The sequence below is a fragment of the Polaromonas sp. P1_F4 genome (assembly GCF_056405675.1).
The window spans coordinates 350,070-377,025 of record NZ_JBFUBP010000001.1 but is presented as its reverse complement, the minus strand read 5'-3'; the positions used below and the strand labels follow the sequence as shown (position 1 = coordinate 377,025).

Sequence of the window (26,956 nt, the reverse complement as noted above, 5' to 3'; positions counted from 1 at the left end):
TCACCATGAAACAGAAACAAAAAATCCAGTTATTCCATCGTCACGAGCGCGGCGCCACACTGATTGAGGCCCTCGTCTCGATTCTGGTCTTGTCGCTGGGCTTGTTAGGTATGGCCAGTTTGCAGGCGAATGCGCTGGCCTACCAAAAATCCTCCTGGGCAATACACCGAATTGCCGAGCTGACCGGCGACATCGCCGAGCGCATCAGGGCGAACCCTCTTGGCGCCACCAATAACTACTACACCTACACGGCCAACTACACAACCGCCAAGGCGGCGAACATCACCAGCAATAACTGCCGCACCTCGGGCGCTGCCTGCACAACAGCGCAGATTGCCGGTGACGACTTGGCATCGTGGCTGGCAAAAGCGCAAGCAGCCCTTCCCGGAGGCGCCGTCAATCTTGAGGGTGCCAGCAATACCGGCTTTATCGTTACAGCCATGTACATGGACAAGGAGTTTGTTAACGCCTCAGGCGTCCTTCAATCGTCCACCGCTTGTACCAGCACAACCAGCGGCATCGCCTGGCGAAATTGTTGCCCGGCAGCGGCAGCAGTGCCTGCAGGGGTCCGGTGCTTTAGAACCGACATCATTCCATGAGCACGACCATGCGCCCCATTCAAGCTTTACGGAGCTCCCGGCCGAGACAAAACTCGGGCTTGACATTGATCGAGTTGATGGTTGGTCTGGTCATCGGACTTGTCCTGGCCATCGTTGCCTCGTCAACCTATCTGTATTCCAAGCAGGCCTTCAACGCAGTCACCGAAAACTCGCAAATGGAGGAAAGCGGCCGATTTGCGCTGAACCTGCTCGCGAGAAATATTCAAAGCGCCGGATACGTTTCCATTGACCCCAACGCCAATGGGCCACAAGGCCCGAGCGATTTAAAAATCCGTGGCTGTGATTTTGGGATGGCCAATCCTAAAGCAGCAACATCGGCCGCAGACCTGGCGTGTTTGAGTTCTACCCCGGTAGGCACCACACGATCCGCCTCCATTGGTGTCTTCTACGATACCGACGCGAACAACACCTCCGGTGCGAAATTTCAGGGTTTCGATTGCCTGGGAAATGCACCGGTCACCGTTGCAAGTGTTCCCGCAGGTGGCAGTCCGACTTACGAGGTGAGGTCGTATTTCTTTATTTCCACCACGACGGCCCAGACGCCCTATGGAACCACCACCATGGGACAGTTGAGCTGCGTCACGGACCCAACAACGGCGGCGGGAGCCACCGCGACATTCCAGGCACAGCCACTCATCCCCGGTGTCCACCAGATGGCCGTAACGTACCTGACGGCATCCGACATAGATAAAAATGCGGCGCAAACCGGCAACACAGCCGCCGCCCTCGACACCGCAGATAACTGGAAGGGTGTGGTGGCTGTAGAGGTGTGCGTACTGACCAAATCCATCCAGGCGTCGGGCAACGACACAGCGACGCAAGTTACTGATTGCTATGGAAACAGTTTTACACCTCCACCCTCACAGAGTTTTCGACGGTTTACAAGCATTGTGAACTTGCGAAACAGGACACCATCAGCATGAAGAGCACTCATCATTTTCGTTGGGACATGCCGCCACGCACCTCGAGTCAACGGGGGATATCGCTGGTCATTGTCATGATCTTTCTGCTAATTCTGAGCGCTCTCGGAGTTACCGCGATGCAAAGCTCGACCTTCTCAGCGCGGATCGCAGGAAACGAGTCTGATCGTAATTTGGCCTTTCAGGCAGCCGAAGCGGCTTTGCGTGACGCGGAACTGGATATTAAAAACACGCGCGTCGATGGCTCGGCGTGCGTAGCATCCGCTGCCGGCTGCCGGCCCGAACTGATTAACCGCGGCGACGGCTTCGACACGACTTGCCCTTTAGGCAGATGTGACTCCAAAGCCATGGTGACCCCGGTGTGGGAAGACACCACCAAGTGGGCCACCGGCGGTGCAAGCGTCGCTTACGGCACCTACACGGGTGCGGTGGCACTTCCTGTGGTGGCACAACAGCCGCGCTATTTACTTGAATACTTTCCCCTGGGCGACTCCACCGTCTATCGCGTCACGGCCGTCGGTTTTGGCGCAAACACGTCCACCCAGATCATGCTTCAGTCCGCAGTTAAGGCACTCCCTATATGACTACTACTCACGGAATATCTTGGTTTAAAAAACAAACCGTTTATACCTGGCTCAGGGAGCGTTTCAAACTCGTACTGCTGCTGGGCAGCGCTTTGCTGGCATTGCAAACGCATGCGGTGAACTTCACGCCTTTGCCGCCTTTTCTTTCAGAGATAAAAGGCGCGCCCATGGTCATGCTCAACATGTCGCGCGACCATCAGCTTTTCTACAAGGCTTACAACGAATATTCCGACCTTGACGGCGACGGTGCTCCAGAGACCCAATACAAACACGCTTACAAGTACTACGGTTACTTTGACAACCAGCGCTGCTACCAGTACAGCACCACCAACAACCGATTTTTTCCAACCCGGCAGGTGGCCAGCGACGGCTATTGCAACTACACCGGCGGAAGCTCGGAATGGAGCGGCAATTTCATGAACTGGGCAACCATGACCCGCATGGACGTGGTCCGCCGGATTCTCTACGGCGGGTTCAGAAGCACGGATGATTCGATCGTTTCAGGCACGTCATTGACGGTGCTGGAGCGTGCCCATTTGCCGACAGATGCCCATGCGTTCGCGAAATACTATGTGGGTGCAGACATCAACAAACTGACGCCTTTTACGAAGGCCGAAATCACGCTGTGCAATGCCTCCTTCAGCAATACTGCTGCACCGTCCATTCTTGTTGCGGATGGCAATTATTCGCTGTGGAACGCCAACGAACGCTGGCAGTGTTACTGGAAAGAAGCGTTGCCAACAAACGATGGCACCAAGGGCAAGAACGGAAACGACCCGGCCTTAACAGGGCTGAATGCACAAAGCGATAGCCCGCCCCAAGCTACAAAGGCGCTGGGGACCGGGTATGCAGCAGGCAGCTATACCGCCAGGGTGGAAGTTTGCAAAACCGGCTTGACCGGCGGATTCACCTCCGACGAAGATGCACGCTGCAAACTTTATCCACTGGGAAATTACAAACCTGTTGGCCTGCTCCAGAAATACGGCGAAAGAAATGAGGCCGCTTTTGGGTTGATGACCGGAAGTTACGACAAAAACATATCGGGTGGCGTGCTGCGCAAAAATGTGGCGTCGTTTACCGATGAAGTCGATATTGACGATGGCCAGTTCAAGAACTTCAACGGCATTGTCACCACGCTCAACAAGCTCAAGATTTACGGATACAGCTACGCCGACGGTACGTATGAAAGTACCGTCGGCAAATGTAATTTCCAGCAGACCGGCTTGATAGACGGGCAATGCTCAAGCTGGGGCAACCCTTTGGGTGAGATGTACCTGGAGTCACTCAGGTACCTTGCGGGGGCGTCGGCCACCGCCGCCTACGTGGCTTCCCCGGCAACCAGGGACAACAGCCTGGGCTTGACCATTACCGCCTGGTCGGACCCTTTTGCGACTTCAACGGTAGCGGCCTTTGGTGACAGGTTGTGCCGCAGAAGCAATATTGTGAACTTCAACGCGAGCGTGACTTCGTTTGACAACGACCAATGGACAGGCGCACCAAGCGTTTCGGGCATGTCTACCACCACGGTGGACACCTATACCAACCAGATCGGCGCGGCAGAAGGTCTGTTTGCTGCCGGGAAAATGTGGCCGATTGGGCGAAATGGTACGGACAACAACGGCTATTGCAGCGACAAGGCGCTGACTTTCTCAGGCGCCACATCCCTCGCCAATGCAACGGGCATCTGCCCCGAAGCACCCACCCAGTTCGGGGGCTACAAAATGGCCGGCGCTGCGCTCTACGCACACGTAAATCCTATCCGAAGCGACTTCACCATCCCGGCCAACAACAGGCGTGCCTTCAGGGTAGACACCTACAGCGTGGCCCTTGCGACCGGCAACCCCCGCATCAAAATCCCCGTGCCAGGCCAAGCTGGAAAGTTCGTCTTCATCTCGCCGGCGTATCGCATGATTCACCCTACCAATGGTGAGGGCGGGGGAACACTGGTCGATTTCAAGGTCGTTACCCAGACCCCAACGGCCGGCAAATACCTCATCAACTGGGAGGACTCCGAACAGGGCGGCGACTATGACCAGGACGTTCTGGGCATTCTTGAATATTCCGTCGTTGGCACAACCATCAGCGTGAAGACTTATGTTGCCGCTGAAGCAACGGTTAACGCCCAAGGCTTTGGTTACGCCATCAGCGGCACCAGCGGCAAAGACGGCGTCCATTTTCATTCCGGCATTGAAAGTTTCGATTACACCGATCCGAAAAATATCACCGTCACACCAGGGTTCCCCGGGAATGCCAACATGAATGCCAGTGGCGGTTGCAACAATTGCGGGGTCGCACAGACCGCAACCACGGCGTCGTACACCATGGTGGGCGTCAGTGGGGAAGAGCTTCAAGATCCGCTGTGGTACGCCGCCAAATACGGCGGTTTTGATCGCGATAAAACGACGACATACACCCTTGGCGCCATTCTCCCGGCCGACCACTGGGACAATAAAAAAGCCGATGGATCGACGGGCGCCGACGGCACCCCCGACAACTTCTTCTACGCCGTTGATCCGGCGCAGCTGGAAAAATCGCTGGACCAGGTCTTTGCTACCATCCTGAAGGCCGGTGGCTCTGCTCCAACCGCCACACCAGCGCGAACCGATGCAGGCGGTTATGCCTTCCAGGCGACTCACAGCATCAAGGCCGCCAACGCAAGCACTGACGCTGACGCCAGCGGCCAGTTTTTCCGGTATAGCTTCCAGAGCGACGGGAATCCTTCGACCACGGCAGATTGGGATGCCGGCGCAAGACTAACCATCCAGAACTGGGATACGGGACGAAAAATACTCTCCTTGACCGGTACAGGAACCATTCCCTTCAGATGGGCCAACCTGAACACAGCACAGCAAACGGCATTGCGAACCAATCCCCAAACCGGGGCAGTCGATACGGTGGCAATAGGGCAAAACCGCCTGACCTGGCTTCGGGGCGACAATACCAATGAAACCACGACAGGTGGTTTACGTAAAAGGCCTACCACCAAACTCGGAGCAATCGTCAACTCCACGCCGTGGTACGTGGGGCCACCCTCTGCCGGCTATACCAATACGGCTTATGGAGGCGGTTACAGCACATTCAGAACAACGAATACGGCTACCAATGCGGTTTTTGTAGCGGCCAATGACGGGATGTTGCATGCCATCAATGTCGCAAACGGGGACGAGTTGTTTGCCTATGTTCCGCGCGCGCTTTATTCCACATCTGGAACCGCGCCGTATTCCAAGCTGTCGGCAATCACCGACAAGAACTTCGCCCTCGCTTCGGGAACCAGCAGCGTCAATATGGACGGAAGCTTGATGGCTGCCGACATGAAAGTCGGAGGAACCTGGGCCACCTATCTCTTTGGAACATTCGGTCGAGGCGGCAAGGGGGTCTACGCCCTGGACGTCACCAAACCGCAAAATGTGACGGAAGCCTCCACCTCGGTGGCCAAATGGGAATTCAGTGAAGCGACCGGCGACCCTGATATGGGTTACATCGTGGGCCGCCCTTCCACAAGGTCTAATGGGCAACCATTCCAGACGGGTTATATGGCCAACGGAAAATGGGCCGCCATTTATGGCAACGGCTACAACAGCACCAGTGGCAAAGCAGCGCTGTTCATTCTCTTTGCCGATGGTCCAGCCAGCGCGGGCACGACCACCTGGACTGCGGGGACCCACTACATCAAAATTCCTACAGGAACTGCAGGCGACGGACCCAACAACGGGCTCGCGATGGCGACCGCCATCGACACCAACAATGATGGCGTGATCGACGTGGTCTATGCCGGCGACCTGAAGGGGAATGTCTGGAAGTTTGATGTGAGCAATACCAACCCGGCACTCTGGAAAGTTGCGACTACCAGCAACGTGCCGCTTTACCAGGCCAGCACGACAATCACTGGCAGTACAACCGTCGTGGTTCAACCGATTACCACGGTGGTTCAACCCTTCCCTCATCCGGACGGCGGTTACCAAATTGTGTTTGGAACGGGTAAATCCCTTGAAAGCACCGACTACCCGATGTCAGTGTCCTTTTCCAACACCGTCTATGGCATTTACGACCGCCCCGGCAACACCACCACTCTGACGGTAGGACTCACCGATCTTGTGCAGAAATCAGTCACTTTTGCGGTGACCGGCGAACCCATGGTATCGAACAATCCGGTGAGTTACATCACCAAAAAAGGCTGGTACATGAATCTGCCCTTGCCATCTGACGGCCTGGTATTCAATATGCTGGCGCTCGATTCCAATCGGGTCCTACTGAAATCGCTGGCGCCAGAGGGAACCTCAGACGGATGCCGTGTTGACAGTATCAGCAAGGATTACACCCTGGATCCCATTTCTGGAACTCCTCCCGCCGGCATATTGGATGGGGTACCGGCCATCCCCGGTTTTGTGGTTGCAGGCGGATCTTCGAGTAACAGCTTTGAGATCGCCAGAGGCGGCGTTTACCGGGTACCCACGCCCCCCATCAGCGATACTGCTTGCACCGCAGGAAGCGCCAATTGTGTCTGTAACCCGGCTGCTCCCACCGAGTGCGTGTTGTGCCCAGACCCCGCGACATGCAACCCGAAATGGAAACCCAAAGATCCCAATCAATGCGTATTCCGCAATCTGTCTGCAAAAGGCTCAGGTGGCTTGGATGCGACATTTCGCACTGGCAGTTGTAGCGACGGGCGCCTGACCTGGCGCGAAATCCTGCGCAATCGCTAACCGAGCAATGAGGAAGCTATTTATGAAAAACCAGAACCAGCGCGGATTCACGCTCATAGAATTAATGATCACGGTGGCCATCGTCGGAGTTCTTGCGGCCGTAGCTATTCCTTCGTATTCGGAATACGTCAAACGCGGCAAGCGCGCGGAGGCGCGAGCGGAGGTATTAAAGGCGGAGGGGTGGATGGAGCGGTTTTATACCGAAAATAACAACTACGCCAGCAATCCGCCAACCAACAATACGAATGCGGGTTTCATCGCGCGATTTTCAGTAATACCCAGTACAGGCGGGGCCAATTACTCAGTGACCCTCGCCGTAACGGCTGCAGCCTATACAGTGACTGCCGCACCCATAAATTCGATGTCCGGCGACAAATGCGGCTCATACGTGAAAACGAACTTTGGCTCGATCACCGTACCAAGTGCGAGCGCCAGTGACACTCCGAAATGTCTAAAGTGAAATAAATGTCCTGGCGGTGGAAGTGTGCACTTCTGGTATTGGTGTGCACAGTTCATTTTTTTGTACTTTTTGCCTTTGACTCAAAACACCGCTTATCTCCAGCGGATGGAGTTCGACGTGCGTCCACGCGTTCGATAACCGCATACGCAATACCCGCCTTGAGTGCTGGGGACGTCCGACAAAGCAAGTTCGAGCCAGCAAAGACCCACCGCGTCGCCCCGCTAGAGTCGCTCGAGTCGTTGCGGCAATCCCCTCCACCCAATGAGCCGCCCAGTACGATGGATCGAGGCGTCACCCTGGATGCCGAGAGCTTTCTGACAGCGGAGGCCGTTGACGAAACTGCCTTGCCCGAAGAGCATTTTGACGAAGTCCTGAAGCAGTCTTTACCCTATGGCCTGGAAGCCATAGAACTGGAAATCTGGATTGACCAAACAGGGACTGCGGTGCTCGTGCAATGTCTTGACCAGGATAATTGCCAGGACTCTTCCGATGGCCTTCAACAATTGCTGGGACTTCGTTTCAAGCCGGCCATCAAAGATGGACTACCGGTTTCGAGTCGAAAACATATTTCAGTTCACATAGCCCCACTGCCAACATTTGGTCTTTAAATGCGGGTTACCAGAGTGTTCCAACGGAACTACCATCTATTCAAATGACCGACAAAGTTCGAACCAGTCTATTGGCGGCGCTTCACCAACTGGCAGTACAGGCATCAGGACTGAGTTCACCCAATCCTGCGGTGGGTTGCATCATTGCCGACGAAGCATTCAAGGTGCTGGGAAAGGGCCATACCCAGCAGGCAGGCGGCCCCCACGCCGAAATCATGGCCCTGCGCGATGCAGCGAATAAAGGCCATTCGGTCAATGGCGCCACCGCCTACGTCACCCTCGAGCCCTGCTCCCACCATGGACGAACAGGCCCTTGCTGCGATGCGCTGGTTGCTGCCGGCATCAAAAAGGTGGTTGCCTCAATAGCGGACCCCAATCCGCTGGTGGCCGGCCAGGGATTTGAGCGCCTTCGGGCCGCCGGTGTGGAGGTGGAGGTCGGGCCGGGCGCCGGGGAGTCCAGGGAACTGAATATCGGCTTTTTCAGCCGGATGGTCCGCAAAACCCCCTGGGTCCGCCTGAAAGTTGCCGCTTCGCTGGACGGCACCACGGCGCTGGCCAATGGACAGAGCCAGTGGATCACCTCGCCCGAAGCGCGAACCGACGGGCATGCCTGGCGGGCCCGCGCCTCCGCCGTACTGACCGGCATCGGCACCCTGCTGGAGGACGACCCTCAGCTGGACGTGCGGCTGGTGGAAACGCCGGTGCAACCCTATCGTGTGATTGTCGACAGCCTGTTGCAAACGCCGCCAGGCGCGAAGATATTCCAGTCGGGCGGCCCGGTGTGGATTTACACCGCCACACGAGGCTCGCCACAGGAAGCCGCGCTGGTCGCCAAGGGTGCGACGGTCACCTGCCTGCCCGACGCCCGGGGAAAAGTGGATCTGGCGGCCATGATGAAAGACCTGGCGCAGCGCGAGATCAACGAAGTGCACGTCGAAGCCGGCAGCAAGCTCAACGCATCGCTGATTCGCGGCGGACTGGTGGATGAATTCCTGGTTTACCTCGCGCCAAAGCTGCTTGGGCCGGGCCAGGGCATGGCTGCCCTGGAACCCTTGCAAGCACTTTCCAACGGGCTGGAACTGCAGTTTGTGTCTACCGAAAGGATTGGGCCCGACCTCCGTATCGTCGCCCGTGTAGCGGGCCGGGACACTTTTTAGCGCGATGGCAGATACTGGCCTGCCCGGCGAACAAACACGAAACGCCGCACGTTTGCTATTAAAATAATAGCTGCTTGCGCCCGTCAGTATTGGGATACAGCCATTTTTCTTTAAACAAAGACGGTTAAACCGGCCCGCGGATGCCGCGCAAGCCCTGTGAATCACGGCTGAACGCCCTCTTTTCCGGGCCTTTGGCGCTGTCTGCGCCGCCGCGCCCGGATTCCCTGCGAAAATGGCACCATGTTTACCGGAATCATTACCGGCTTGGGGCGCATCGTCGCCATCCAAAGCCTGGGCAGCTCTTCAGACCACGGCAAGCGCCTCACCATCGAGGCGCCTGCGGGTTACCTTGATGACGTGGGCCTGGGCGACAGCATCGCCCTCAACGGCGCATGCATGACGGCCACAACACTGGACCTTCCCCTCAATCGCTTCACCATCGACATTTCCGCCGAATCCCTGGCCAAAACCACCGGCCTGGCGGAAACCGGCCCCATCAACCTCGAAAAAGCCCTCCGTGCGCATGACCGCCTTGGCGGCCACATCGTTTCAGGCCATGTCGACGGCATTGGCAGCGTGACGCATTTCGCCCAGGTGGGCGAAAGCTGGGAGCTGCGCATTCGCGCCCCGCGCGAGCTCGGCAAGTACCTGGCCTACAAGGGCTCCATCACCGTCAACGGCGTGAGCCTGACTGTCAACCGCGTCACCGACCTGGCCGATGCAACGGGTGGTGCGGGCGGCACGGAAATCAGCATCAACCTCATTCCCCACACCGTGCAGAACACCGCGCTGGGCCGGTTGGCAGCAGGCTCCGACGTCAATCTCGAGATCGACCTGATTGCGCGCTATGTCGAACGCATGCTGGGCGACACCCATAACAACATCCCAAAAAAGCCCTGAACCATGACCACTGCCATTTCCCCTGTTGAAGACATCGTTGCCGACATGCGCGCCGGCCGTATGGTCATCCTGATCGATGAAGAAGACCGCGAAAACGAAGGCGACCTGGTACTGGCGGCAGACCACGTTACAGCGGAAGCCATCAACTTCATGGCGCGTTTCGGCCGCGGGCTGATCTGCCTGACCTTGACCCGTGAGCGCTGCGAGCTGCTGCAACTGCCGCCCATGGCCACACGCAACGGCACCAAGCACTCCACCGCCTTCACCGTGTCGATTGAAGCCGCCGAAGGCGTGACCACCGGCATTTCGGCCGCCGACCGTGCACGCACCGTACAGGCTGCCGTCGCCAAAGATGCCAAGGTCACTGACCTCGTCCAGCCCGGCCACATCTTCCCGCTGCAGGCGGTTGACGGCGGCGTGCTGATGCGCGCGGGCCACACCGAAGCCGGCTGCGACCTGGCCGGCATGGCCGGCTGCTCGCCTGCAGCCGTCATTTGCGAAATCATGAAGGACGACGGCACCATGGCCCGGCTTCCTGACCTGCTGCTGTTTGCGGCGGAGCACGGCCTGAAAATCGGCACCATCGCCGACCTGATCGAACACCGCAGCCGCAACGATTCGCTGGTGGAAAAAATCGGCAGCCGCACACTGCAAACCGCCTTTGGCGAATTCACCGCCCATGCCTTCCGGGACAAGCCCAGCCAAAGCCTGCACCTGGCCCTGGTCAAGGGTGCGTGGTCTGCCGATGACGTGGTGTCTGCGCGGGTGCATGAGCCGCTGTCGGTGCTGGACGTTCTTGAGACAGGCCGCCCCATGCATTCGTGGAGTCTTGACCAGAGCCTCAAATACATCGCAGAACAAGGCAGGGGCGTTGCCGTGCTGCTCAATTGCGGTGAAAGCGCGGCGCAATTGCTGGCCCAGTTTGAAGGCACCGCACGCGCCAGCCAGGCACCTGAGCGCGGCCGCATGGACTTGCGCACCTACGGTGTGGGTGCGCAGATTTTGCGTGAATGCGGCGTGCACCGGATGAACCTCATGGGCAACCCGCGCCGCATGCCCAGCATGACAGGTTATGGCCTCGAAATAGTCGGCTACACCACCAAAGACTAGTCACTTCGTTAAACAAAAATCAATCAAAGGGATACACCGTGTTTGGAGCAGAAAAAGGTTCAGGCGACAAGCTTGACGGCAAAAAACTTTCCATCGGCATCGTGCAGGCGCGCTTCAATGAAAGCATTACCAATGCGCTCGCAGAAGCCTGCAAACACGAGCTGTCCGCGCTGGGCGTGCAAGAGGACAACATCAAACACGTCAAGGTGCCCGGCGCACTGGAAGTCCCCGTTGCACTGCAGGCCCTGGCCGAAAGCAACAAATACGACGCGTTGATCGCGCTGGGTTGCATCATCCGCGGTGAGACCTACCATTTCGAACTGGTGGCCAATGAGAGCGGCGCCGCCGTCACGCGCCTGGCGCTTGACTACCAGCTGCCTATTGCCAATGCCATACTCACGACGGAAAACGTCCCACAGGCGGAAGCCCGGCAGGTCGACAAAGGGCGCGACGCCGCCCGCGTTGCCGTCGAAATGGCCAACCTGATCAATGAAATTGCCTGAGCGCCTGCTCCTGCATCCCTTAACCTGACTGGCACTTCATGGCAGACCCCATCACCAAACCCAAACGCCCGCCCCAAACCCGCACCGGCCTGACCGACACCGGCGTCAAAAAGGCTGCGGACAAATCCGCCCGCACCCGCGCACGCGAGTTCGCGCTGCAGGCGCTCTACCAGCACCTGGTAGGCCGAAACGAAGCGGATTCGATTGACGCGTTTACCCGCGACCTCGTGGGTTTTCACAAAGCCGACTCCGCCCACTACGACGCGCTTTTGCACGGCTGCATCGAAGGCGCGGCGACGCTCGATGCGGGCATCACGCCCCTGCTGGACCGGCCCATGGCCGAAATATCGCCGGTGGAGCATGCCGTGCTGTGGATAGGCGCCTATGAGTTCACCCACTGCCTCGATGTGCCCTGGCGCGTTGTGATCAACGAGTGCATCGAGCTTGCCAAAGCCTTTGGCGGCACTGACGGCCACAAGTACGTCAACGGGGTCCTGAACAAAATGGCGCCCTCGCTGCGCGCCGCTGAAGTCGCCGCCGACAAATCCCGATAGGGGCTCGCCCCGTGAAAGGCCAGCCTTGAAAATCGCCCAGCGGGCTCAGCGGATTGAGCCCTTCTATGTCATGGAGGTTGCCAAAGCGGCCTCTGCACTAGCGCAGGAATTTGCGCACAGCGCATCGCCCATGATCTTCCTGAACATCGGCGAACCCGACTTCACGGCGCCGCCCCTGGTGCAACAGGCCGCAACCCGCGCCATTGAACACGGCACCACGCAGTACACCCAGGCTACCGGCTTGCCGGCACTGCGTGAACGCATCAGCGGCTGGTATGCCTCCCGCTTCGGGGCGCAGGTGGCACCCGGCCGCATCATCATCACGGCGGGCGCATCCGCTGCCTTGCAGCTGGCCTGCCTGGCCCTGATTGAGGCGGGGGACGAAATCCTGATGCCCGACCCCAGCTACCCCTGCAACCGGCATTTCGTCAGTGCGGCAGAAGGCAATGCGGTGCTGGTCCCCACCACCGACGAAGAACGCTTTCAGCTGACCCGCGAAAAGGTGGAAGCGGCATGGAACCCCAAAACACGCGGCGTGCTGCTGGCTTCCCCGTCCAATCCCACGGGCACCTCGATTGCACCGGAAGAGCTGCAGCGTATTCATGAGTTTGTGCACAACCGCGGCGGCATCACGCTGATCGACGAGATCTACCTGGGCCTGAGCTACGAAGAACACTTCGGCCATTCGGCGCTGGCCATGCCCGGTGAGCTGGGCCAAAACGTGATCAGCATCAACAGCTTCAGCAAATACTTCAACATGACCGGCTGGCGCCTGGGCTGGCTGGTGGTGCCCGAAGCGCTGGCGCCGGTGATCGAGCGCATCGCACAAAACCTCTTTATCTGCGCCAGTACGGTCGCCCAGCATGCCGCCCTGGCCTGCTTCGAGCCTGAGAGTCTGCAAGAGTACGAGCGCCGCCGCGCCGAATTCAAGGCGCGCCGCGACTACTTCATCCCCGAGCTCAACCGCCTGGGACTCACGGTTCCGGTGATGCCGGACGGCGCGTTTTATGCCTACGCCGACTGCACCGCCGCGGCCGCCCGACTGGGCGTCAGCGGCAGCTGGGACTTCGCCTTCGAGCTCATGAAGCGCGCCCACCTGGCCGTCACGCCGGGCCGTGACTTCGGGCATGCGGCGCCTGAACAGTTCGTACGGTTTTCCACGGCCAACTCCATGGATCAATTGAAGGAAGCTGTGGCCCGGCTCAAGGCGGTGCTGGTATGAAGCCGGCTGCGCGCGTTTTTAGTTGGCCGGTAAGGGTGTATTGGGAAGACACCGACGCTGGCGGCATTGTTTTTTACGCGAACTACCTGAAATTTTTTGAACGTTCGCGCACCGAATGGCTCAGATCACTCGGTGTTGAACAGCAGCGCCTGAGGGAAAGTACCGGTGGCATATTTGTGGTGGCAGAAACCAGCATCCGCTACCATCGCTCTGCCCGCCTGGACGATGAACTCATTGTTACGGCAAGCCTGGTCGAAGCAGGCCGCGCGTCCATGATAATTGGGCAGCAGGTGCTATTAAAAACAGAGCAAAAAACAGAGCAGGAAGAGGGACAAGCACCCATCTTGCTCTGTGAAGGAAGTATCAGGATCGGCTGGGTCGACGCCGCCAGCCTGCAGCCCAGGCGGATTCCTGCTGCCATTCTTGACAGCCTAAAAACTTGAGCAAAGCTTCAACATGAATCAAGACCTCTCCATCGTCAGCCTCATCCTCAATGCCAGCTGGGTCGTTCAGGCCGTGGTGGCGCTGCTGGTGGGCGTGTCCATTGCCAGTTGGGCCGCCATCTTCAGGAAAATCATTGCCCTGAAAAAAGTGCAGAAGCTCAATGACGAATTCGACCGCGAGTTCTGGTCGGGTACGAGCCTCAACGACCTGTTCGCCGGCGCTGCGCAAAACGCCAAACACTCCGGCCCCATGGAACGCATTTTTGCCAGCGGCATGCGCGAATACCAGAAGCTGCGCGAGCGCCGCATCACCGACGCCGGCACCCTGCTGGACGGTGCACGCCGCGCCATGCGCGCAAGCTACCAGCGTGAGGTGGATGCGATCGAAGCCAATCTCTCCTTCCTTGCCACCGTTGGCTCCGTCTCGCCTTACGTCGGCCTCTTCGGCACGGTCTGGGGCATCATGCACGCCTTCACCGGCCTGGCCGCCCTGGAGCAGGTCACGCTGGCCACAGTAGCACCGGGCATTGCCGAGGCACTGGTAGCCACCGCCATCGGCCTGTTCGCGGCCATTCCGGCCGTGGTGGCCTACAACCGCTTCTCGCACGACATCGACCGCGTTGCCAACCGGCTCGAAACCTTCATCGAAGAGTTTTCCAACATCCTGCAGCGCAACCTGGGCGCCCAATCTCCTTCGGGACACTAGAGCTGTAAGGAGACCGCCATGCCAGCAGTCAATTCCCGCCGCGGCCGCAACCGGCGCACCATCAGCGAGATCAACATGGTGCCGTTCATCGACGTCATGCTGGTGTTGCTCATCATCTTCATGGTGACGGCGCCGCTCATCACGCCCAGCATGATCGCCCTGCCCAAGGTCGGCAAGGCGCCCAGCCAGCCGCAGAACCCAGTGCAGATCCTGATCAGTAAGGATGAAACCGTGCAGATCAAGATCAAGACCGACAGCGTGCCCAGCAACGTGCGCAACGTCGCAGGTGACATCGCCCGGCTGGAGCCGGCCGTGAAAGCCGCCGGCGCCGAAGCTGTGCCCGTGGTCATCAGCGCCGACAAATCGATCAAGTACGAAACCGTGGTCCAGGTCATGGACAACCTGCAAAAAGCCGGGGTGTCGCGCGTGGGCCTTTCGGTGCAAACCGGCAACAAGTAGCCACCCACAACCCACCATGCCCAGCGCCGCAGACCGCCTCGAATTCGGACCGCCCCGCGACAGCGGGTCGTTGCGCGCATTCGGGCTGGCCCTGCTTGCCCACATCCTGCTGATGGCCGCGCTGACCTGGGGCATCAACTGGAAGCACAGCGACAAGGCCGTGTCGTTTGACGCCGAAATCTGGTCCAGCGTGCCGCAGGCGGCAGCGCCCAAACTGGTGGAAGCCCCCACCCCACCGCCGCCTCCACCCGCACGCCCCACGCCGGAAGTGAAGACACCGCCGCCAGCGCCCAATGTCGACATCGCCCTGGAGCAGGAGAAAAAACGCAAGCTGCTGCAGCAGCAAAAAGAGGCCGAGAACCAGAAGCAGGAAAAGCTCAAGGCCGAGCAGCTCGCAAAAAAGGAAAAAGAACTGAAGGCCAAGGAAGAGCAGGCCAAACGCAAAGCCGCTGAAGACGCCAAAAAGGCCGAAGCGAAGAAGCAGGACGCGAAAGACGACGAGAAGCAAAAACTGGCCGATGCTGCAGCGAAGAAGCTGCGCGACGAGAACCTCAAACGGATGATGGGCCAGGCCGGTGCCACTGGTGGCGCCGAGGCCAAAGGCACGGCGCAAAAAGCCGGTGGGCCCTCAGCGAGTTATGGCGGCAAGGTCAGGGCCAAGGTTGTGCCCAACATTGTGTTTACCGAAGACATTGCCGGCAACCCGACTGCCGAAGTAGAAGTGCGCACCACGCTGGACGGCACCGTCATCAGCCAGCGCCTGGTCAAATCCAGCGGCAACAAGGCATGGGACGACGCGGTGATCAAGGCCATCATCCGCACGGGCACCATGCCGCGCGACGTGGATGGACGTGTCCCGACGCCCATGATCCTGGAGTTCAGGCCTAAGGACTAGGCTTGACCGCAAACACTTCGCTATCAATTCAATAGCTGCTTGCGCCCGGCCTTATTAGGCTGAAGGCCTATTTCACTCATAAACAATCTGCACCAACCCTTTGTCGGCTTGCGCCATCCAGCTGGCCAGCGCGGCATCGGTGGGGAAGAATTTGGCCGCTTCCCCTAGATGAAGCTCCGCTGTCACGCCGCCGGCCTCGCCTTGCCGCCTGAGGCTCAAGCGCACCGGCAAGCCGCGGCTGAGCTCTCCCTGGTCTGACATCTCGCGGCGTGGCGGGAAGTCCCTGACCAGCCGGGAGATATCCGGTGCGGTACCGTTGACCGCCACCCGCAGGTACTTGCCGAATTTGCAGCGGGCAGTTTCCAGGTCCCAGACCTGCGTGACCTTGAAGCGGCGGCCGAAGCGCTCCGACGCACCCTGCAGCGTACCTTGCACGATCACCAGTTCGTCGTCCTTGAGCAGGTTGCGGTTGGCGTTGAAGGTCGTTTCGTCCACCGAGGCTTCAAGCACGTCGGTCTTGTCGTCGAGCTTGAAAATGATCAGCTTGCCGCGGTTGCCGTTGATGACGCGCAGGTCGCTCAAAATGGCGGCCAGCAGCTGCGGCTCGCGCGAATCGATCAGGTCCTCAATCTTGCGCTTGGCAAACTGGCGCACTTCAGTTTCCACCTCGTCAAAGAGGTGGCCCGAGAGATAAAACCCGATCGCCGTTTTTTCCAGTACCAGCCGCGCCTTCACACCAAAAGGCATGGCCTCGACCAGCGCCGGCTCCTGGGTGCTGGCCGCGTGCGAGTCGGACATGTCGAACAGCCCGCCCTGGTTGGCATTGGCTTCGGTTGCGGCGGCGAATTCAAAGGCGCGGTCCACCGACGCCAGCAGCGACGCACGGTTGAGTTGCAGGTTGTCGAAGGCACCGCCCTTGATGAGGGCTTCCACCGTGCGCTTGTTGAGCCGGCTGCGGTCCACGCGCACGCAAAAGTCATACAGCGAGGTAAAGGGGCCGCCTTCCTTGCGCGCCGCCACGATGGCGGCAATCGCCTGCTGGCCCGTGCCCTTGACGGCGCCCAGGCCGTAACGCACCGATGTGGCACTGATCGGCTCGAACCGGTAGTCGCCGCGATTGATGTCGGGCGATTCGAACTGGATGCCCATCTTCTGCGCATCACCGAACAGGATCTTGAGCTTGTCGGTGTCGTCCATTTCCACCGTCATGTTGGCGGCGAAGAATTCGGCGGTGTAGTGCACCTTGAGCCAGGCTGTGTGGTACGCCAGCAGCGCATAGGCGGCGGAGTGCGACTTGTTGAAGCCGTAGCCCGCGAATTTCTCCATCAGGTCGAAAACCTCGTCGGCCTTCTCCTCGCTCAGGCCACCCTCGCCCGCGCCCTTGCGGAAGATCTCGCGCTGGGCGTCCATCTCCTCTTTTTTCTTCTTGCCCATCGCGCGGCGCAGCAAGTCGGCGCCGCCCAGCGAGTAGCCGCCCAGGATCTGCGCGGTTTGCATCACCTGCTCCTGGTAGACCATGATGCCGTAGGTCTCTTCGAGGATGGCCTTGACGCGTGGGTCCGGGTATTCGGGCACTTCCTTGCCCTGCTTGCGCGCGATGTAGGTCGGGATCAGCTCCATCGGTCCCGGGCGATACAAGGCATTCATCGCGATCAGGTCTTCCAGGCGGTCCGGCTTGGCGTCTTTCAGCATGCGCTGCATGCCGATACTTTCAAACTGGAACACGGCTTCGGTCTGCCCCCGGCCGAAAAGCTCGTAGACCTTGCGGTCGTTGAGCGGCAAGTCCTCGAACTTGAAGTCTTTTTGCGCCGGGTGGCGCGCGATGATGAACTCCCGGGCGATTTCCAGGATGGTCAGAGTGGCCAGGCCCAAGAAGTCGAACTTGACCAGGCCTATGGCCTCCACGTCGTCCTTGTCGAACTGGCTCACGGCGGAGTCGCTGCCAGGCTGGGCATAAAGCGGGCAAAAATCGGTCAGCTTGCTGGGCGCGATCAGCACGCCCCCGGCGTGCATGCCGACGTTGCGGGTCAGGCCCTCGAGCTTTTGTGCGAGCGCCAGCAATGTTTGTACGTCCTCTTCCTTGCGCTCGCGCTCGGCCAGGATGGGCTCCTGCTCCTTTGCCTGTTCAATCGTGATGTGCTGGCCCGGCTTGTTCGGAATCAGCTTGGAAATGCCGTCGCAAAAACCATACGGAAAGTCGAGCACGCGGCCCACGTCGCGGATGGCGGCGCGCGCGGCCATGGTGCCGAAGGTCACGATCTGGCTCACGGCTTCCTTGCCGTATTTGTCTTTCACGTAGTCAATCACTCGGTCGCGGTTGCTCTGGCAAAAGTCGATGTCGAAGTCGGGCATGGAAACCCGTTCCGGATTCAGGAAGCGCTCGAACAGCAGGTTGTACTGCAGCGGGTCCAGGTCGGTGATCTTGAGTGAATACGCCACCAGCGAGCCCGCGCCCGAGCCCCGGCCCGGCCCCACCGGGCAGCCGTTGTTCTTGGCCCAGTTAATGAAGTCACCCACGATCAGGAAGTAGCCCGGGAAACCCATCTTGAGGATGGTGTTGATCTCGAACTCCAGGCGCTTCACATACTCGGGCCGCTTCTGGTCGCGCACGGCCACGTCGCGGTACAGGTGTGCCAGGCGCTCTTCCAGCCCTTCAAACGACGCGTGGCGGAAGTATTCGTTGATCGGCATGCGCACACCATTGACTTCCGGCGTGGGATAGTCGGGCAGCATGGGTTTTCCCAGCTCCAGCGTGAGGTTGCAGCGCCGGGCAATTTCCACGGTATTGGCCAGCGCGGTGGGCACATCGGCAAAAAGCGCCGCCATTTGTCCGGCCGACTTGAAATACTGCTCCCGCGTGAACTTACGCACGCGGCGCGTGTTGCCCAGGATTTCGCCTTCCGAAATACACACACGGGCCTCATGTGCCTCGTAATCGTCGTAGGTCAGGAACTGCACCGGATGGGTGGCTACCACCGGCAGCTTGAGCCGCGCGGCCAGCTGGACGGCGGCCGCCACGTGGCGTTCGTCATCGGGGCGCTGGGCACGTTGCAGCTCCAGGTAAAAGCGGTGCGGGAAGAGGCCCGCAAAGTACAGCGCACATTCGACGGCGCGCGCGCTGTCGCCCTGCAGCAGCGCCTGGCCCACGGCCCCGCCCTGCGCGCCCGACAGCGCAATCAGGCCTTCATTTAGTTCCTGCAGCCATTCGAGCTTGACCACCGCCTGGTCGCGCACCACGTTTTTGGTCCAGGCCCGCGTCAGGATCTCGGAGAGGTTCAGGTACCCCTGGCGGTTTTGCACCAGCAGCAGAAGGCGCGCGGCGGGCGCTCCGGCTTCCTTGCCTGGCACCTGCACCCATACATCGGCCCCAATGATCGGCTTGACGCCTGCGCCCCGGGTTTCCTTGTAAAACTTGACGGTTCCGAACAGATTGCTGAGGTCTGTGATGGCCAGGGCCGGCTGGTGGTCGGCAGCGGCGGCAGCGACGATTTCATCGATGCGGTTGGTGCCGTCGACGACTGAAAATTCGGTGTGAAGGCGCAAATGAACAAACATAAAGGTCATTTTAGGGCCGAGGCTGTCCGCTGAGGCGCCGTGACGCAGTGCAAGGCCCTGCGTGCCTGCCTACAATCGACCGCATCATGCAAATCCTGAACATTGCAGCCTACAAGTTTGTCACGCTGGCGCAGCCTGCGGTGCTGCAAACCAGCATTGCCGAGGCCCTGCAGCAGCGCGCCATCAAGGGCACCGTACTGCTGGCAGAAGAAGGCATCAACCTCTTCCTTGCAGGCCCGGCGCAGGATATTCATGATTTTTTGGCATGGTTGAAAGAAGATGCCCGTTTTAGCGACCTGCAGGCCAAGGAAAGCTGGTCAGGCGCCCAGCCGTTTCGCAAGCTGCTCGTCAAGGTCAAGCCGGAAATCATCCGCATGAACCACCCCGCCATCCAGCCAGCCACAGGTCGCGCTCCGGCGGTGGACGCAGCCACGCTCAAGCGCTGGCTTGACGCGGGCTGCGATGATACCGGCCGCCCGGTGGTGACGCTGGACACCCGCAATGACTTTGAGGCCGATGTCGGCACCTTCAAAAATGCCATCGACTGGCGCATCAGCAAGTTCACCGAATTTCCCCAGGCCCTGCTGGCACACCGGCAAGAGCTTGCGGGCAAAACCGTCGTGAGTTTTTGCACCGGCGGCATTCGCTGCGAAAAGGCAGCCATCCTCATGCGCGAAGCCGGGGTGGAAAACGTCTGGCAGCTCGATGGCGGCATCCTCAAGTATTTTGAGGAAAGCGGACGCGCGCATTTTGACGGTGAATGTTTTGTGTTTGACGAGCGGCGCGCCCTGGACCCTGAACTGAAACCTCAGGTCAATCCCGTGGCCAAGCCGCTTTCAAGGCCCGTTCCCCCGACCATCCCCACTGCATTCGAGGCCTTGTCTGACAGCTGAAGGCCTGGTGCCGTGCAAAGCTTTTAAGCCGGTCATTGCTATCACACCGAACTTCACCGTTTCCCTTTTGTGCAGGTCATGGGTCAGCCCCCTGTCGCGCCCATCCATACGATAGCCATCATGCCTACAGAACCATCACTCTCCCGCTCCCACACCCTCCCGGCGCGGCAGTCTCCGCTGGCCGTGCGCTTTATGGCCATCAGGGCGCAGACCGAAGCCCTGATCGAGCCCCTGAGCCCCGAGGACTGCCAGCTCCAGTCCATGCCGGATGCCAGCCCCGCCAAATGGCACCTGGCTCACCTGACCTGGTTCTTCGAGACTTTCATCCTCGAGCGCTTTGAATCCAGCTTCAAGCCGTTTGATCCAGGTTTCAGGGTGCTGTTCAACAGCTACTACAACGGCGTAGGCGACAAGTACCCACGGCCCAAACGCGGGCTGATCAGCCGGCCTTCCCTCGACGAAGTGCTGGCTTACCGTGCACAGGTCGACCAGCGCATGCTGGAGGTGATTGCGCAGATAGAGGCCGACGCCAACACCGCGCAAAAAAAAGAGCTGGCCAGCCTGGTCACGCTTGGCCTGCACCATGAGCAACAGCATCAGGAACTGCTGCTGACAGACATCAAACACGCGCTGTCCTTCAATCCCGCGCGCCCGGCCTACGCCAGCCGCTGGCCGCTTGCCGGCATACATCCGCAACCGGTGGACTGGCTGCGCCATGAGGCCGGCCTGGTGGAACACGGTTTTGACGCGGCGCGCGACGGCGAATTCGTCTTCGACAATGAAACGCCGCGTCACAAGGTCTATGTCGCGCCCTTCGAACTGGCCAGCCGGCCGGTGACCAACGGCGAGATCATGGCCTTCATCGCCGACAAGGGCTACCAGCGTCCGGAATTGTGGCTTTCCATGGGCTGGGACTGGGCGATTGAAAATCACGTCAACCTGCCCTTCTACTGGCAGGGCTCCGGAGGGCACTACCAGCACTTCACGCTGCAAGGGCTGATTGATGTAGACCCGAACACGCCGGCCTGCCACCTCAGCTACTTCGAAGCCGATGCCTTTGCGCGCTGGAGCGGTGCGCGCCTGCCGACAGAATTTGAGTGGGAGCTGGCAGCACGCAGTGTGGCGGCCAGCCCTGCGCCGCAAGGCAATTTTGTAGAAAAATCGGCATACCACCCCCTGCCGCAGCAGGAGGAAAGCCACGGCCTGCCGGCCCAAATGTACGGCGACGTCTGGGAATGGACACAGTCCAATTACAACCCCTACCCCGGCTACAAGCCCTGGGAAGGGCTGGTGGGTGAATACAACGGCAAGTTCATGTGCAACCAGTTTGTGCTGCGCGGCGGCTCGTGCGCCACTTCCCAAAGCCACATACGCGCCAGCTACCGGAATTTTTTCCCACCCGATGCGCGCTGGCAATTCAGCGGGGTGCGGCTGGCACGTGACCTGCCGGACGGCCGGCCCTGAAAAGCACAGTCAGGCTATTCGCGCAACACGTCCAGCACATCCGAGTTGAATTCGCGGTTGTACAAAATCAGCACCACCACGGCAGTGGCCAGCGCAAACGCAAAGGTGGAAAAAAACCAGGCCATGATGCCGAAGCTGAAGTAGTAGGCCCGGAGCCCGTCGTTAAAGGTTTCAGCCGCCAGGCTCACCATGCGACTGGCGCGCGTGGCAAACGCTTCACGGTCGAACTTCCCCACCTCAAACTCCTGCGGCGACGGCATGGAGCCAATCAGCAGGGCGACAAAGGTGTATTGGCGCATGGACCAGCTGAAGCGGAAAAATGCGTAGACAAACACCGCCACCATCAGCAGTACCTTGAGGTCAAAAATCAGCACCGAGGTGCGCACGGCAAAGGGGATTTCGCGCACCAGCTCGGCCGCCTTGTCGGTGGTGCCCAGCAGCGCGAACAGCCCACCGATGATGATGATCGTGGTTGAAGAGAAAAAAGCCGGTGTGCTGGAAAGATTCTGCGTGATGATGCCGTCGATCACGCGCGGGTCGCGCGACGTGGCCTGTATCAGCCAATGGTGCCGGTAACGGTTGGTGGTACGCAGCAGCGAAGGCCGTTTGACCCCATAGTGCCGGGCGAACCATGCATAGCCCATCCAGCCGCCAAAAAACCAGACAATGGCCATCCAGTCGGACCAGGGAAGCAGGCTGAAAATTTGCATCGCGTGATCTTAAACGCTGCGCTTTCCCTGAAAAGGCTTTGACCGCGCCTCAGCCCGCAGTGAATTTCCGTTCAGGCAACGGGATGAATTCGGTTTCCCCGGGCACCTGCCCCATGGCCTGGGCGGCCCAATCCTCGCCGGCCTGCACGATGCGTTCCTTGCGGCTGGAAACAAAGTTCCACCACATGAAGCGGTGCGTATCCAGCGCATCGCCACCGATCACCACCAGGCGCGTCGGGGTGTTTGCGCTGAGCTGCACCGCTGTGTCGGGCGAGAGGGTCGCGAGGGTGTGCATTGCCAGCGGCTCGCCATCCAGCAGCAGGTCGGCGTCCACCGCATACAGCGCCATCTGCGCTGCCAGCGGCGGCAACGTGAAAGGCGTGCCTGCCGCGAGCGCCACATCCAGGTAAAGCGTTTTGGAGAAGGTCTTGACGGGCGAGACTTTTCCGAATGCCTCACCGACCAGCACTCGCACCACCGCACCGTCCACGGATACCTCGGGAATGCTGTCCGCAGGCGTGTGTGAAAAACCGGGCGCTGTTTCTTCAAACTCTGCTGGCAAGGCAGCCCAAAGCTGCAGGCCGTGGTTCACATATGGGGTGTCACGCAGGTCGTCGGGCGCGCGCTCCGAATGCACAATGCCCCGCCCAGCCGTCATCCAGTTGATGGCACCGGGTTCTATGCGCTGGGCAGAGCCGATGCTGTCGCGGTGCATCATGGCGCCTTCGAACAGATAGGTCACGGTGGCCAGGCCGATATGCGGATGCGGCCGCACGTCATGGTTGGTACCGGGTTGTTCGGTCACCGGGCCAAAGTGGTCAAAGAAGATGAAAGGGCCGACAGACTGCTGCTGCGCAGAAGGCAGAAGGCGGCGCACCATGAAGCCGCCGCCCAGGTCCTTGTGATGCCCGGTCAGTTTCAGTGCAGCGCTCATGTCAGCCGTTCCACGTCCGTCGTGATTTCCGTCGTGACGGTGCTCATGAGCTTGTGCACCGGGCATTTCTGGGCAACGGTGTGCAATTCCTGCAACTGGGCATCCGTCAGGGCGCCCTTGATCTGGAGTTTGGTGGCAAGCTTGTAAACGCCGGCGCGCTCCTGAGAGTCGTCCCGCTCAACCCGCGTTTTTATCTCGTCGACGGGAATGCCCTTCTTGCGGGCGTACCACATCACCGTCACGGCCTTGCACGCGCCCAGCGCCGCGTCATACAGGTCATGGGGCGAGGGGCCGGCATCGTCACCGCCTTCTGCCAGTGACGCATCGGTAATCAGCTCGTGGCTGCGAATTTGCAGATGTTGGGCCAGCTCCGCCGGAGGGTTGCGCCTGAGTTCAACGGTCATGACAATTCCTGTAAAAAGAAAGCTGGTTTAGAAAGCTGATTCAGGGAGCGAATCTCGCGGCGATACCGGCCACACGCTGCCCGAAGTTGCGGGCGTTGTCCAGGTCGCCTGCGTTCATTTCGCCGGCACCTGCATCCGATGCCGATTGTGCGACAGCGCCACTGTAAGAGCCAAGGTAGTTGGCGTCGCTGCGCCCTGCCGCCTTGCTGTTGCTTGGCAGTACGCCCTGACTGACCCAGATGCCACCATGCTGCATGGCCAAAGTAAAGAGGTAATTCAGCGTCGACATCTTGTCACCGCTCATGGCTGCGCTGTTTGTGAAGCCGGCAAACAGCTTGTCCTTCCACGCCTGGGTGTACCAGGGTTTAGAGGAAGCATCGGCAAACTTCTTGAACTGCCAGCTGACGCTGCCCATGTAGGTGGGTGATCCCATGATGATGGCTGTAGCGGCATCGAGGGTTTCCCAGCCGCCTTCGGGCAGGTTGCCCTCGGCATCAATAGCCACCAGTTCAGCGCCCGCGCCCTCGGCCACTGATTGCGCCATGCGTTGGGTATGGCCGTAGCCGGAGTGGTAAATCACGACAACTTTGGACATTCGGTGTCTTTCGCGGCAGAGAGTTGAAATCTAAAGCAGGCAAACAAAAAGGCTGCAGCAGGGCTTCATGCCCAAAGCTGCAGCCCTGTTGATGGATCAGCCTTTGGTCTTGCCGTCTACGCTCCAGGCGCCGCCACCAAAAGCCGCGACGGTGAACAGGCCGCCGACGATGGCCATGTTCTTGAAGAACGCCATCTGTTGTGCAGGGTCAACCCAGAACGCGTGAAAGACGCAGGTGATGACGACCGTGAAGACGCCAATGGCCAGCGCGGCCCAGCGCGTCTGGAAGCCCACGGCCAAAAGGATGCCCAGGCCGAGCTCTACCACGATGGCAATGGCGGCAGCGACTTCAGGCAGCGGCACGCCTTTGGAGGCGATGTAGCCAACCGTTCCGGCAAAGCCGGCGATCTTGCTGAAGCCGGCAGGCACAAACAGCAGGGCCAGCAGCAGGCGGCCGATCAGGGACAGAGGGTTTTGCAGGGAATTGAGCATGATGAGTCCTTATAAATAGTAAACGGGGAAATGATGGAGGAAAAAAACACTCTGGGCAAGCGCCATGCGGCTGTACGCATTCGGCACCTGACCTGGGTGATGGGTTACAGCATGTGACCGGGCGTTACGGTGCCAGGTCAAACACCAGCACCTCTGCGTCCTGGCCGTGCGCCAGTTGCAGTGTGCCTTCTGCCTGCAGCGCAGCGGCATCGCCGGCCTTCAGTACCTGGCCGTTGACTTCAAGCTGTCCGCGAATCAGGAACACATAGGTCTTGCGCTTCGCGTCGAGCGGCAACGTGGCGGTTTCCGCGCCGTTGAAGAGGCCTGCATAGAGCCTGGCATCAGCATGGATCAGCACCGAGCCCTTGCTGCCGTCGGGCGAAGCCACCAGCCGCAACGCGCCGCGCTTTTCAGCATCGGCAAACGTCTTTTGTTCGTAGCTAGGCGGAATGCCGGTCACGTTGGGTTCAATCCAGATCTGCAGGAAATGCGTGGTCTGGCCGTCTGCGTGGTTGAACTCGCTGTGCTGCACACCGGTGCCCGCGCTCATGCGCTGCACATCACCGGGCGGGATGCCCTTGATGTTGCCGATGCTGTCCTTGTGCGCAAGCTCACCGCTCAGCACATAGCTGATGATTTCCATGTCCTTGTGGCCATGGGTACCGAAGCCGCGGCCGGCGGCAATGCGGTCTTCGTTAATGACGCGCAGATTGCCAAAACCCATGTGGGCCGGGTCGTAATAGCCGGCGAACGAAAACGAATGAAAAGATTTGAGCCAGCCGTGGTCGGCGTAACCGCGTTCGCCGGATGTTCTTAAAGTCATCATGAGGTGCTCCTTTCAAGGTGCGTTGAACTGCGTTGCAATGACTCCAATGTAGGCGCCCGCAGCCCGCTTTTCATTGCTGCGTTTTGATGGCATCATTCAAATTATTTGAATGTTATTTCCCCCAATGAGCAATAACCGGATTCGCGACGCCCTGACCCCGGAGAGCATCAGCCTGATTGGCGCCGTGCACCGGGCCGGCAGCATGGCGGCTGCGGCGCGCGAGCTGGGCCTGGTTCCCAGCGCCCTCACCTACCGCATCCGCCAGGTGGAAGACGCCCTGGACGTACTGCTGTTTGACCGGTCATCACGTCAGGCCAAACTGACCGAGGCCGGCAAGGAACTGCTGCGTGAAGGCAACCGCCTGCTGGCCGAACTCGACGCCGTGGCCAACCGCGTCAAGCGCGTTGCCACCGGCTGGGAACCGCAGCTCACGCTGGCCGTGGACAGTGTGATCTCGCGCACCACCGTGATGGAGCTGTGCGAAGCTTTTTTTGCCCTGAACCCGCCCACACGCCTGCGGATTCGCGAAGAAGCGCTGTCGGGCACGCTGGAAGCCCTCACGTCCGGCCAGGCAGACCTGGCCATCGGGGTGGCCATGGAACCGTCCGTCAATACGTCGGTGCAGCACAAGACACTGGGCAGCATTCATTTCATCTACGCAGTGGCGCCGCACCATCCGCTGGCAAAAGCTGCTGAACCGATAACGGATGCGATGCTGATGCCCCACCGGGCCGTGGCCGTGGCGGATTCCGTGCAGCGTGGCAGCGGCATCACCGTGGGCCTGCTCGGTGGCCAGGACATTTTTACGGTGCCCGGCATGCAGGAAAAACTACAGGCCCAGCTGCGGGGCCTGGGTGGCGGCTTTTTGCCTGAATACCTTGCGCGTCCCCATGTCGCCACCGGCAGGCTGGTCGAGAAAAAAATGCAACGAGCCCCGCGCCTGGTGCCCATGAGTTATGCGTGGCTGCGCGCCGTGGACGGTCATGGCGGGCGGGCGCTGCAATGGTGGCTCAAGCAACTGGAAAATCCCGCCACGCGAAAAGCCCTGTTGGAGCGTGATCAGTCTGCATGAAAACCCGTAGTGGCACGCAATATCTGCGCATGCGCTGCGGCTGCGTGTAGAGTGTGCTTGAAACAGGTTCTTAAAGTTTTCGTTTATGGTTGAGATGTGATGACATACGCCGGGACGCCGCAAATCGCTTGAACGATCCGCAGCACGCCCATTCGTCAAACCGCACA

General features: G+C 59.8%; 26 protein-coding genes. 19 read left to right on the top strand and 7 right to left on the bottom strand.

Annotated elements, in window-relative coordinates; translation table 11 throughout:
* The first annotated feature begins 5 nt into the window (after positions 1 to 5).
* The 16 genes from pilV to tolA all read left to right on the top strand — a co-directional run bounded on the left by pilV (position 6) and on the right by tolA (position 15,844).
* Positions 6 to 599 (top strand): type IV pilus modification protein PilV, encoded by a 594-nt coding sequence (gene pilV / locus AC1DYQ_RS01845; protein ID WP_477685326.1) that lies wholly within the window; start codon positions 6 to 8, stop codon positions 597 to 599.
* The gene (locus AC1DYQ_RS01840) at positions 596 to 1,543 is read left to right on the top strand and encodes a PilW family protein (RefSeq protein ID WP_477685325.1); all 948 of its coding nucleotides are present in this window, start codon (positions 596 to 598) and stop codon (positions 1,541 to 1,543) included. Before pilV ends, AC1DYQ_RS01840 begins: the two co-directional genes overlap by 4 nt.
* Entirely contained in the window at positions 1,540 to 2,124 is a 585-nt protein-coding gene (locus AC1DYQ_RS01835) for a pilus assembly PilX family protein (protein ID WP_477685324.1), read from the top strand. Before AC1DYQ_RS01840 ends, AC1DYQ_RS01835 begins: the two co-directional genes overlap by 4 nt.
* The gene (locus AC1DYQ_RS01830) at positions 2,121 to 6,827 is read left to right on the top strand and encodes a pilus assembly protein (protein ID WP_477685323.1); all 4,707 of its coding nucleotides are present in this window, start codon (positions 2,121 to 2,123) and stop codon (positions 6,825 to 6,827) included. The genes AC1DYQ_RS01835 and AC1DYQ_RS01830 overlap by 4 nt, the downstream gene beginning before the upstream one ends.
* Positions 6,828 to 6,849: 22 nt before the next feature.
* A complete protein-coding gene (locus AC1DYQ_RS01825; RefSeq protein WP_477685322.1) occupies positions 6,850 to 7,287 on the top strand; it encodes a type IV pilin protein in 438 nt (145 codons plus the stop codon).
* A gap of 278 nt (positions 7,288 to 7,565) precedes the next feature.
* Entirely contained in the window at positions 7,566 to 7,895 is a 330-nt protein-coding gene (locus AC1DYQ_RS01820; protein WP_477685321.1) for a hypothetical protein, read from the top strand.
* A gap of 44 nt (positions 7,896 to 7,939) precedes the next feature.
* Positions 7,940 to 9,052, top strand: a complete 1,113-nt coding sequence (ribD, locus tag AC1DYQ_RS01815) for a bifunctional diaminohydroxyphosphoribosylaminopyrimidine deaminase/5-amino-6-(5-phosphoribosylamino)uracil reductase RibD (RefSeq protein ID WP_477685320.1) — start codon at positions 7,940 to 7,942, stop codon at positions 9,050 to 9,052.
* 240 nt (positions 9,053 to 9,292) lie between these two features.
* The gene (locus AC1DYQ_RS01810; RefSeq protein WP_477685319.1) at positions 9,293 to 9,952 is read left to right on the top strand and encodes a riboflavin synthase; all 660 of its coding nucleotides are present in this window, start codon (positions 9,293 to 9,295) and stop codon (positions 9,950 to 9,952) included.
* A 3-nt stretch (positions 9,953 to 9,955) separates the two neighbouring features.
* Positions 9,956 to 11,062 carry a bifunctional 3,4-dihydroxy-2-butanone-4-phosphate synthase/GTP cyclohydrolase II gene (gene ribBA, locus AC1DYQ_RS01805; protein ID WP_477685318.1) on the top strand — a complete coding sequence of 369 codons (1,107 nt, stop codon included), beginning with the start codon at positions 9,956 to 9,958 and terminating at the stop codon, positions 11,060 to 11,062.
* A 38-nt stretch (positions 11,063 to 11,100) separates the two neighbouring features.
* Positions 11,101 to 11,565, top strand: coding sequence for a 6,7-dimethyl-8-ribityllumazine synthase (gene ribH / locus AC1DYQ_RS01800; RefSeq protein ID WP_477685317.1), 465 nt, complete (start codon positions 11,101 to 11,103; stop codon positions 11,563 to 11,565).
* Between the two features lie 38 nt (positions 11,566 to 11,603).
* Positions 11,604 to 12,119: a transcription antitermination factor NusB gene (nusB, locus tag AC1DYQ_RS01795; RefSeq protein WP_348045906.1), complete on the top strand. Its 516-nt coding sequence runs from the start codon at positions 11,604 to 11,606 to the stop codon at positions 12,117 to 12,119.
* Between the two features lie 25 nt (positions 12,120 to 12,144).
* Entirely contained in the window at positions 12,145 to 13,341 is a 1,197-nt protein-coding gene (locus AC1DYQ_RS01790; protein WP_477685316.1) for a pyridoxal phosphate-dependent aminotransferase, read from the top strand.
* The gene (locus AC1DYQ_RS01785; protein WP_477685315.1) at positions 13,338 to 13,784 is read left to right on the top strand and encodes a tol-pal system-associated acyl-CoA thioesterase; all 447 of its coding nucleotides are present in this window, start codon (positions 13,338 to 13,340) and stop codon (positions 13,782 to 13,784) included. The genes AC1DYQ_RS01790 and AC1DYQ_RS01785 overlap by 4 nt, the downstream gene beginning before the upstream one ends.
* Before the next feature lie 13 nt (positions 13,785 to 13,797).
* Positions 13,798 to 14,490 (top strand): protein TolQ, encoded by a 693-nt coding sequence (gene tolQ, locus AC1DYQ_RS01780; RefSeq protein WP_457280238.1) that lies wholly within the window; start codon positions 13,798 to 13,800, stop codon positions 14,488 to 14,490.
* An 18-nt stretch (positions 14,491 to 14,508) separates the two neighbouring features.
* Complete coding sequence (locus tag AC1DYQ_RS01775; RefSeq protein ID WP_457280237.1) at positions 14,509 to 14,949, top strand: biopolymer transporter ExbD; 441 nt, start codon at positions 14,509 to 14,511, stop codon at positions 14,947 to 14,949.
* Between the two features lie 16 nt (positions 14,950 to 14,965).
* Positions 14,966 to 15,844 (top strand): cell envelope integrity protein TolA, encoded by an 879-nt coding sequence (gene tolA / locus AC1DYQ_RS01770; protein WP_477685314.1) that lies wholly within the window; start codon positions 14,966 to 14,968, stop codon positions 15,842 to 15,844.
* A gap of 72 nt (positions 15,845 to 15,916) precedes the next feature.
* On the opposite strand, the gene dnaE is transcribed toward tolA, so the two are convergent.
* On the bottom strand, positions 15,917 to 19,399 hold the full coding sequence (gene dnaE / locus AC1DYQ_RS01765; RefSeq protein ID WP_477685313.1) for a DNA polymerase III subunit alpha: 3,483 nt from the start codon (positions 19,397 to 19,399) through the stop codon (positions 15,917 to 15,919).
* 83 nt (positions 19,400 to 19,482) lie between these two features.
* On the opposite strand from dnaE, the gene AC1DYQ_RS01760 reads away from it, so the two are divergent.
* Both AC1DYQ_RS01760 and egtB read left to right on the top strand, forming a co-directional pair.
* Positions 19,483 to 20,292, top strand: a complete 810-nt coding sequence (locus tag AC1DYQ_RS01760; protein ID WP_477685849.1) for a sulfurtransferase — start codon at positions 19,483 to 19,485, stop codon at positions 20,290 to 20,292.
* Positions 20,293 to 20,412: 120 nt separating this feature from the next.
* Entirely contained in the window at positions 20,413 to 21,756 is a 1,344-nt protein-coding gene (gene egtB, locus AC1DYQ_RS01755) for an ergothioneine biosynthesis protein EgtB (protein ID WP_477685312.1), read from the top strand.
* 14 nt (positions 21,757 to 21,770) lie between these two features.
* Here egtB and AC1DYQ_RS01750 read toward each other — a convergent pair whose 3' ends face one another.
* From AC1DYQ_RS01750 to AC1DYQ_RS01725, 6 genes are all read right to left on the bottom strand, one after another.
* Entirely contained in the window at positions 21,771 to 22,466 is a 696-nt protein-coding gene (locus AC1DYQ_RS01750; protein WP_457280233.1) for a DUF599 domain-containing protein, read from the bottom strand.
* 49 nt (positions 22,467 to 22,515) lie between these two features.
* Positions 22,516 to 23,400, bottom strand: coding sequence for a pirin family protein (locus AC1DYQ_RS01745; protein ID WP_477685311.1), 885 nt, complete (start codon positions 23,398 to 23,400; stop codon positions 22,516 to 22,518).
* On the bottom strand, positions 23,397 to 23,804 hold the full coding sequence (locus AC1DYQ_RS01740) for an OsmC family protein (protein WP_477685310.1): 408 nt from the start codon (positions 23,802 to 23,804) through the stop codon (positions 23,397 to 23,399). Before AC1DYQ_RS01740 ends, AC1DYQ_RS01745 begins: the two co-directional genes overlap by 4 nt.
* Positions 23,805 to 23,844: 40 nt before the next feature.
* The gene (locus tag AC1DYQ_RS01735; protein ID WP_477685309.1) at positions 23,845 to 24,399 is read right to left on the bottom strand and encodes a flavodoxin family protein; all 555 of its coding nucleotides are present in this window, start codon (positions 24,397 to 24,399) and stop codon (positions 23,845 to 23,847) included.
* Between the two features lie 96 nt (positions 24,400 to 24,495).
* Positions 24,496 to 24,891 (bottom strand): DoxX family protein, encoded by a 396-nt coding sequence (locus AC1DYQ_RS01730; protein ID WP_457280229.1) that lies wholly within the window; start codon positions 24,889 to 24,891, stop codon positions 24,496 to 24,498.
* A 124-nt stretch (positions 24,892 to 25,015) separates the two neighbouring features.
* Complete coding sequence (locus tag AC1DYQ_RS01725) at positions 25,016 to 25,717, bottom strand: pirin family protein (protein ID WP_477685308.1); 702 nt, start codon at positions 25,715 to 25,717, stop codon at positions 25,016 to 25,018.
* A 124-nt stretch (positions 25,718 to 25,841) separates the two neighbouring features.
* Here AC1DYQ_RS01725 and AC1DYQ_RS01720 point away from each other — a divergent pair, with 124 nt between their 5' ends.
* Positions 25,842 to 26,789 (top strand): LysR family transcriptional regulator, encoded by a 948-nt coding sequence (locus AC1DYQ_RS01720; protein WP_477685307.1) that lies wholly within the window; start codon positions 25,842 to 25,844, stop codon positions 26,787 to 26,789.
* Positions 26,790 to 26,956 lie beyond the last annotated feature (167 nt).

What these genes read in the sequence shown, in the direction of transcription:
- pilV (WP_477685326.1), top strand. Translation starts at nt 6, where the DNA reads ATGAAACAGAAACAAAAAATCCAGTTATTCCATCGTCACGAGCGCGGC.
- AC1DYQ_RS01840 (WP_477685325.1), top strand. Translation starts at nt 596, where the DNA reads ATGAGCACGACCATGCGCCCCATTCAAGCTTTACGGAGCTCCCGGCCG.
- AC1DYQ_RS01835 (WP_477685324.1), top strand. Translation starts at nt 1,540, where the DNA reads ATGAAGAGCACTCATCATTTTCGTTGGGACATGCCGCCACGCACCTCG.
- AC1DYQ_RS01830 (WP_477685323.1), top strand. Translation starts at nt 2,121, where the DNA reads ATGACTACTACTCACGGAATATCTTGGTTTAAAAAACAAACCGTTTAT.
- AC1DYQ_RS01825 (WP_477685322.1), top strand. Translation starts at nt 6,850, where the DNA reads ATGAAAAACCAGAACCAGCGCGGATTCACGCTCATAGAATTAATGATC.
- AC1DYQ_RS01820 (WP_477685321.1), top strand. Translation starts at nt 7,566, where the DNA reads ATGGATCGAGGCGTCACCCTGGATGCCGAGAGCTTTCTGACAGCGGAG.
- ribD (WP_477685320.1), top strand. Translation starts at nt 7,940, where the DNA reads ATGACCGACAAAGTTCGAACCAGTCTATTGGCGGCGCTTCACCAACTG.
- AC1DYQ_RS01810 (WP_477685319.1), top strand. Translation starts at nt 9,293, where the DNA reads ATGTTTACCGGAATCATTACCGGCTTGGGGCGCATCGTCGCCATCCAA.
- ribBA (WP_477685318.1), top strand. Translation starts at nt 9,956, where the DNA reads ATGACCACTGCCATTTCCCCTGTTGAAGACATCGTTGCCGACATGCGC.
- nusB (WP_348045906.1), top strand. Translation starts at nt 11,604, where the DNA reads ATGGCAGACCCCATCACCAAACCCAAACGCCCGCCCCAAACCCGCACC.
- AC1DYQ_RS01785 (WP_477685315.1), top strand. Translation starts at nt 13,338, where the DNA reads ATGAAGCCGGCTGCGCGCGTTTTTAGTTGGCCGGTAAGGGTGTATTGG.
- tolQ (WP_457280238.1), top strand. Translation starts at nt 13,798, where the DNA reads ATGAATCAAGACCTCTCCATCGTCAGCCTCATCCTCAATGCCAGCTGG.
- AC1DYQ_RS01775 (WP_457280237.1), top strand. Translation starts at nt 14,509, where the DNA reads ATGCCAGCAGTCAATTCCCGCCGCGGCCGCAACCGGCGCACCATCAGC.
- tolA (WP_477685314.1), top strand. Translation starts at nt 14,966, where the DNA reads ATGCCCAGCGCCGCAGACCGCCTCGAATTCGGACCGCCCCGCGACAGC.
- dnaE (WP_477685313.1), bottom strand. Translation starts at nt 19,399, where the DNA reads ATGTTTGTTCATTTGCGCCTTCACACCGAATTTTCAGTCGTCGACGGC.
- egtB (WP_477685312.1), top strand. Translation starts at nt 20,413, where the DNA reads ATGCCTACAGAACCATCACTCTCCCGCTCCCACACCCTCCCGGCGCGG.
- AC1DYQ_RS01750 (WP_457280233.1), bottom strand. Translation starts at nt 22,466, where the DNA reads ATGCAAATTTTCAGCCTGCTTCCCTGGTCCGACTGGATGGCCATTGTC.
- AC1DYQ_RS01745 (WP_477685311.1), bottom strand. Translation starts at nt 23,400, where the DNA reads ATGAGCGCTGCACTGAAACTGACCGGGCATCACAAGGACCTGGGCGGC.
- AC1DYQ_RS01740 (WP_477685310.1), bottom strand. Translation starts at nt 23,804, where the DNA reads ATGACCGTTGAACTCAGGCGCAACCCTCCGGCGGAGCTGGCCCAACAT.
- AC1DYQ_RS01735 (WP_477685309.1), bottom strand. Translation starts at nt 24,399, where the DNA reads ATGTCCAAAGTTGTCGTGATTTACCACTCCGGCTACGGCCATACCCAA.
- AC1DYQ_RS01730 (WP_457280229.1), bottom strand. Translation starts at nt 24,891, where the DNA reads ATGCTCAATTCCCTGCAAAACCCTCTGTCCCTGATCGGCCGCCTGCTG.
- AC1DYQ_RS01725 (WP_477685308.1), bottom strand. Translation starts at nt 25,717, where the DNA reads ATGATGACTTTAAGAACATCCGGCGAACGCGGTTACGCCGACCACGGC.
- AC1DYQ_RS01720 (WP_477685307.1), top strand. Translation starts at nt 25,842, where the DNA reads ATGAGCAATAACCGGATTCGCGACGCCCTGACCCCGGAGAGCATCAGC.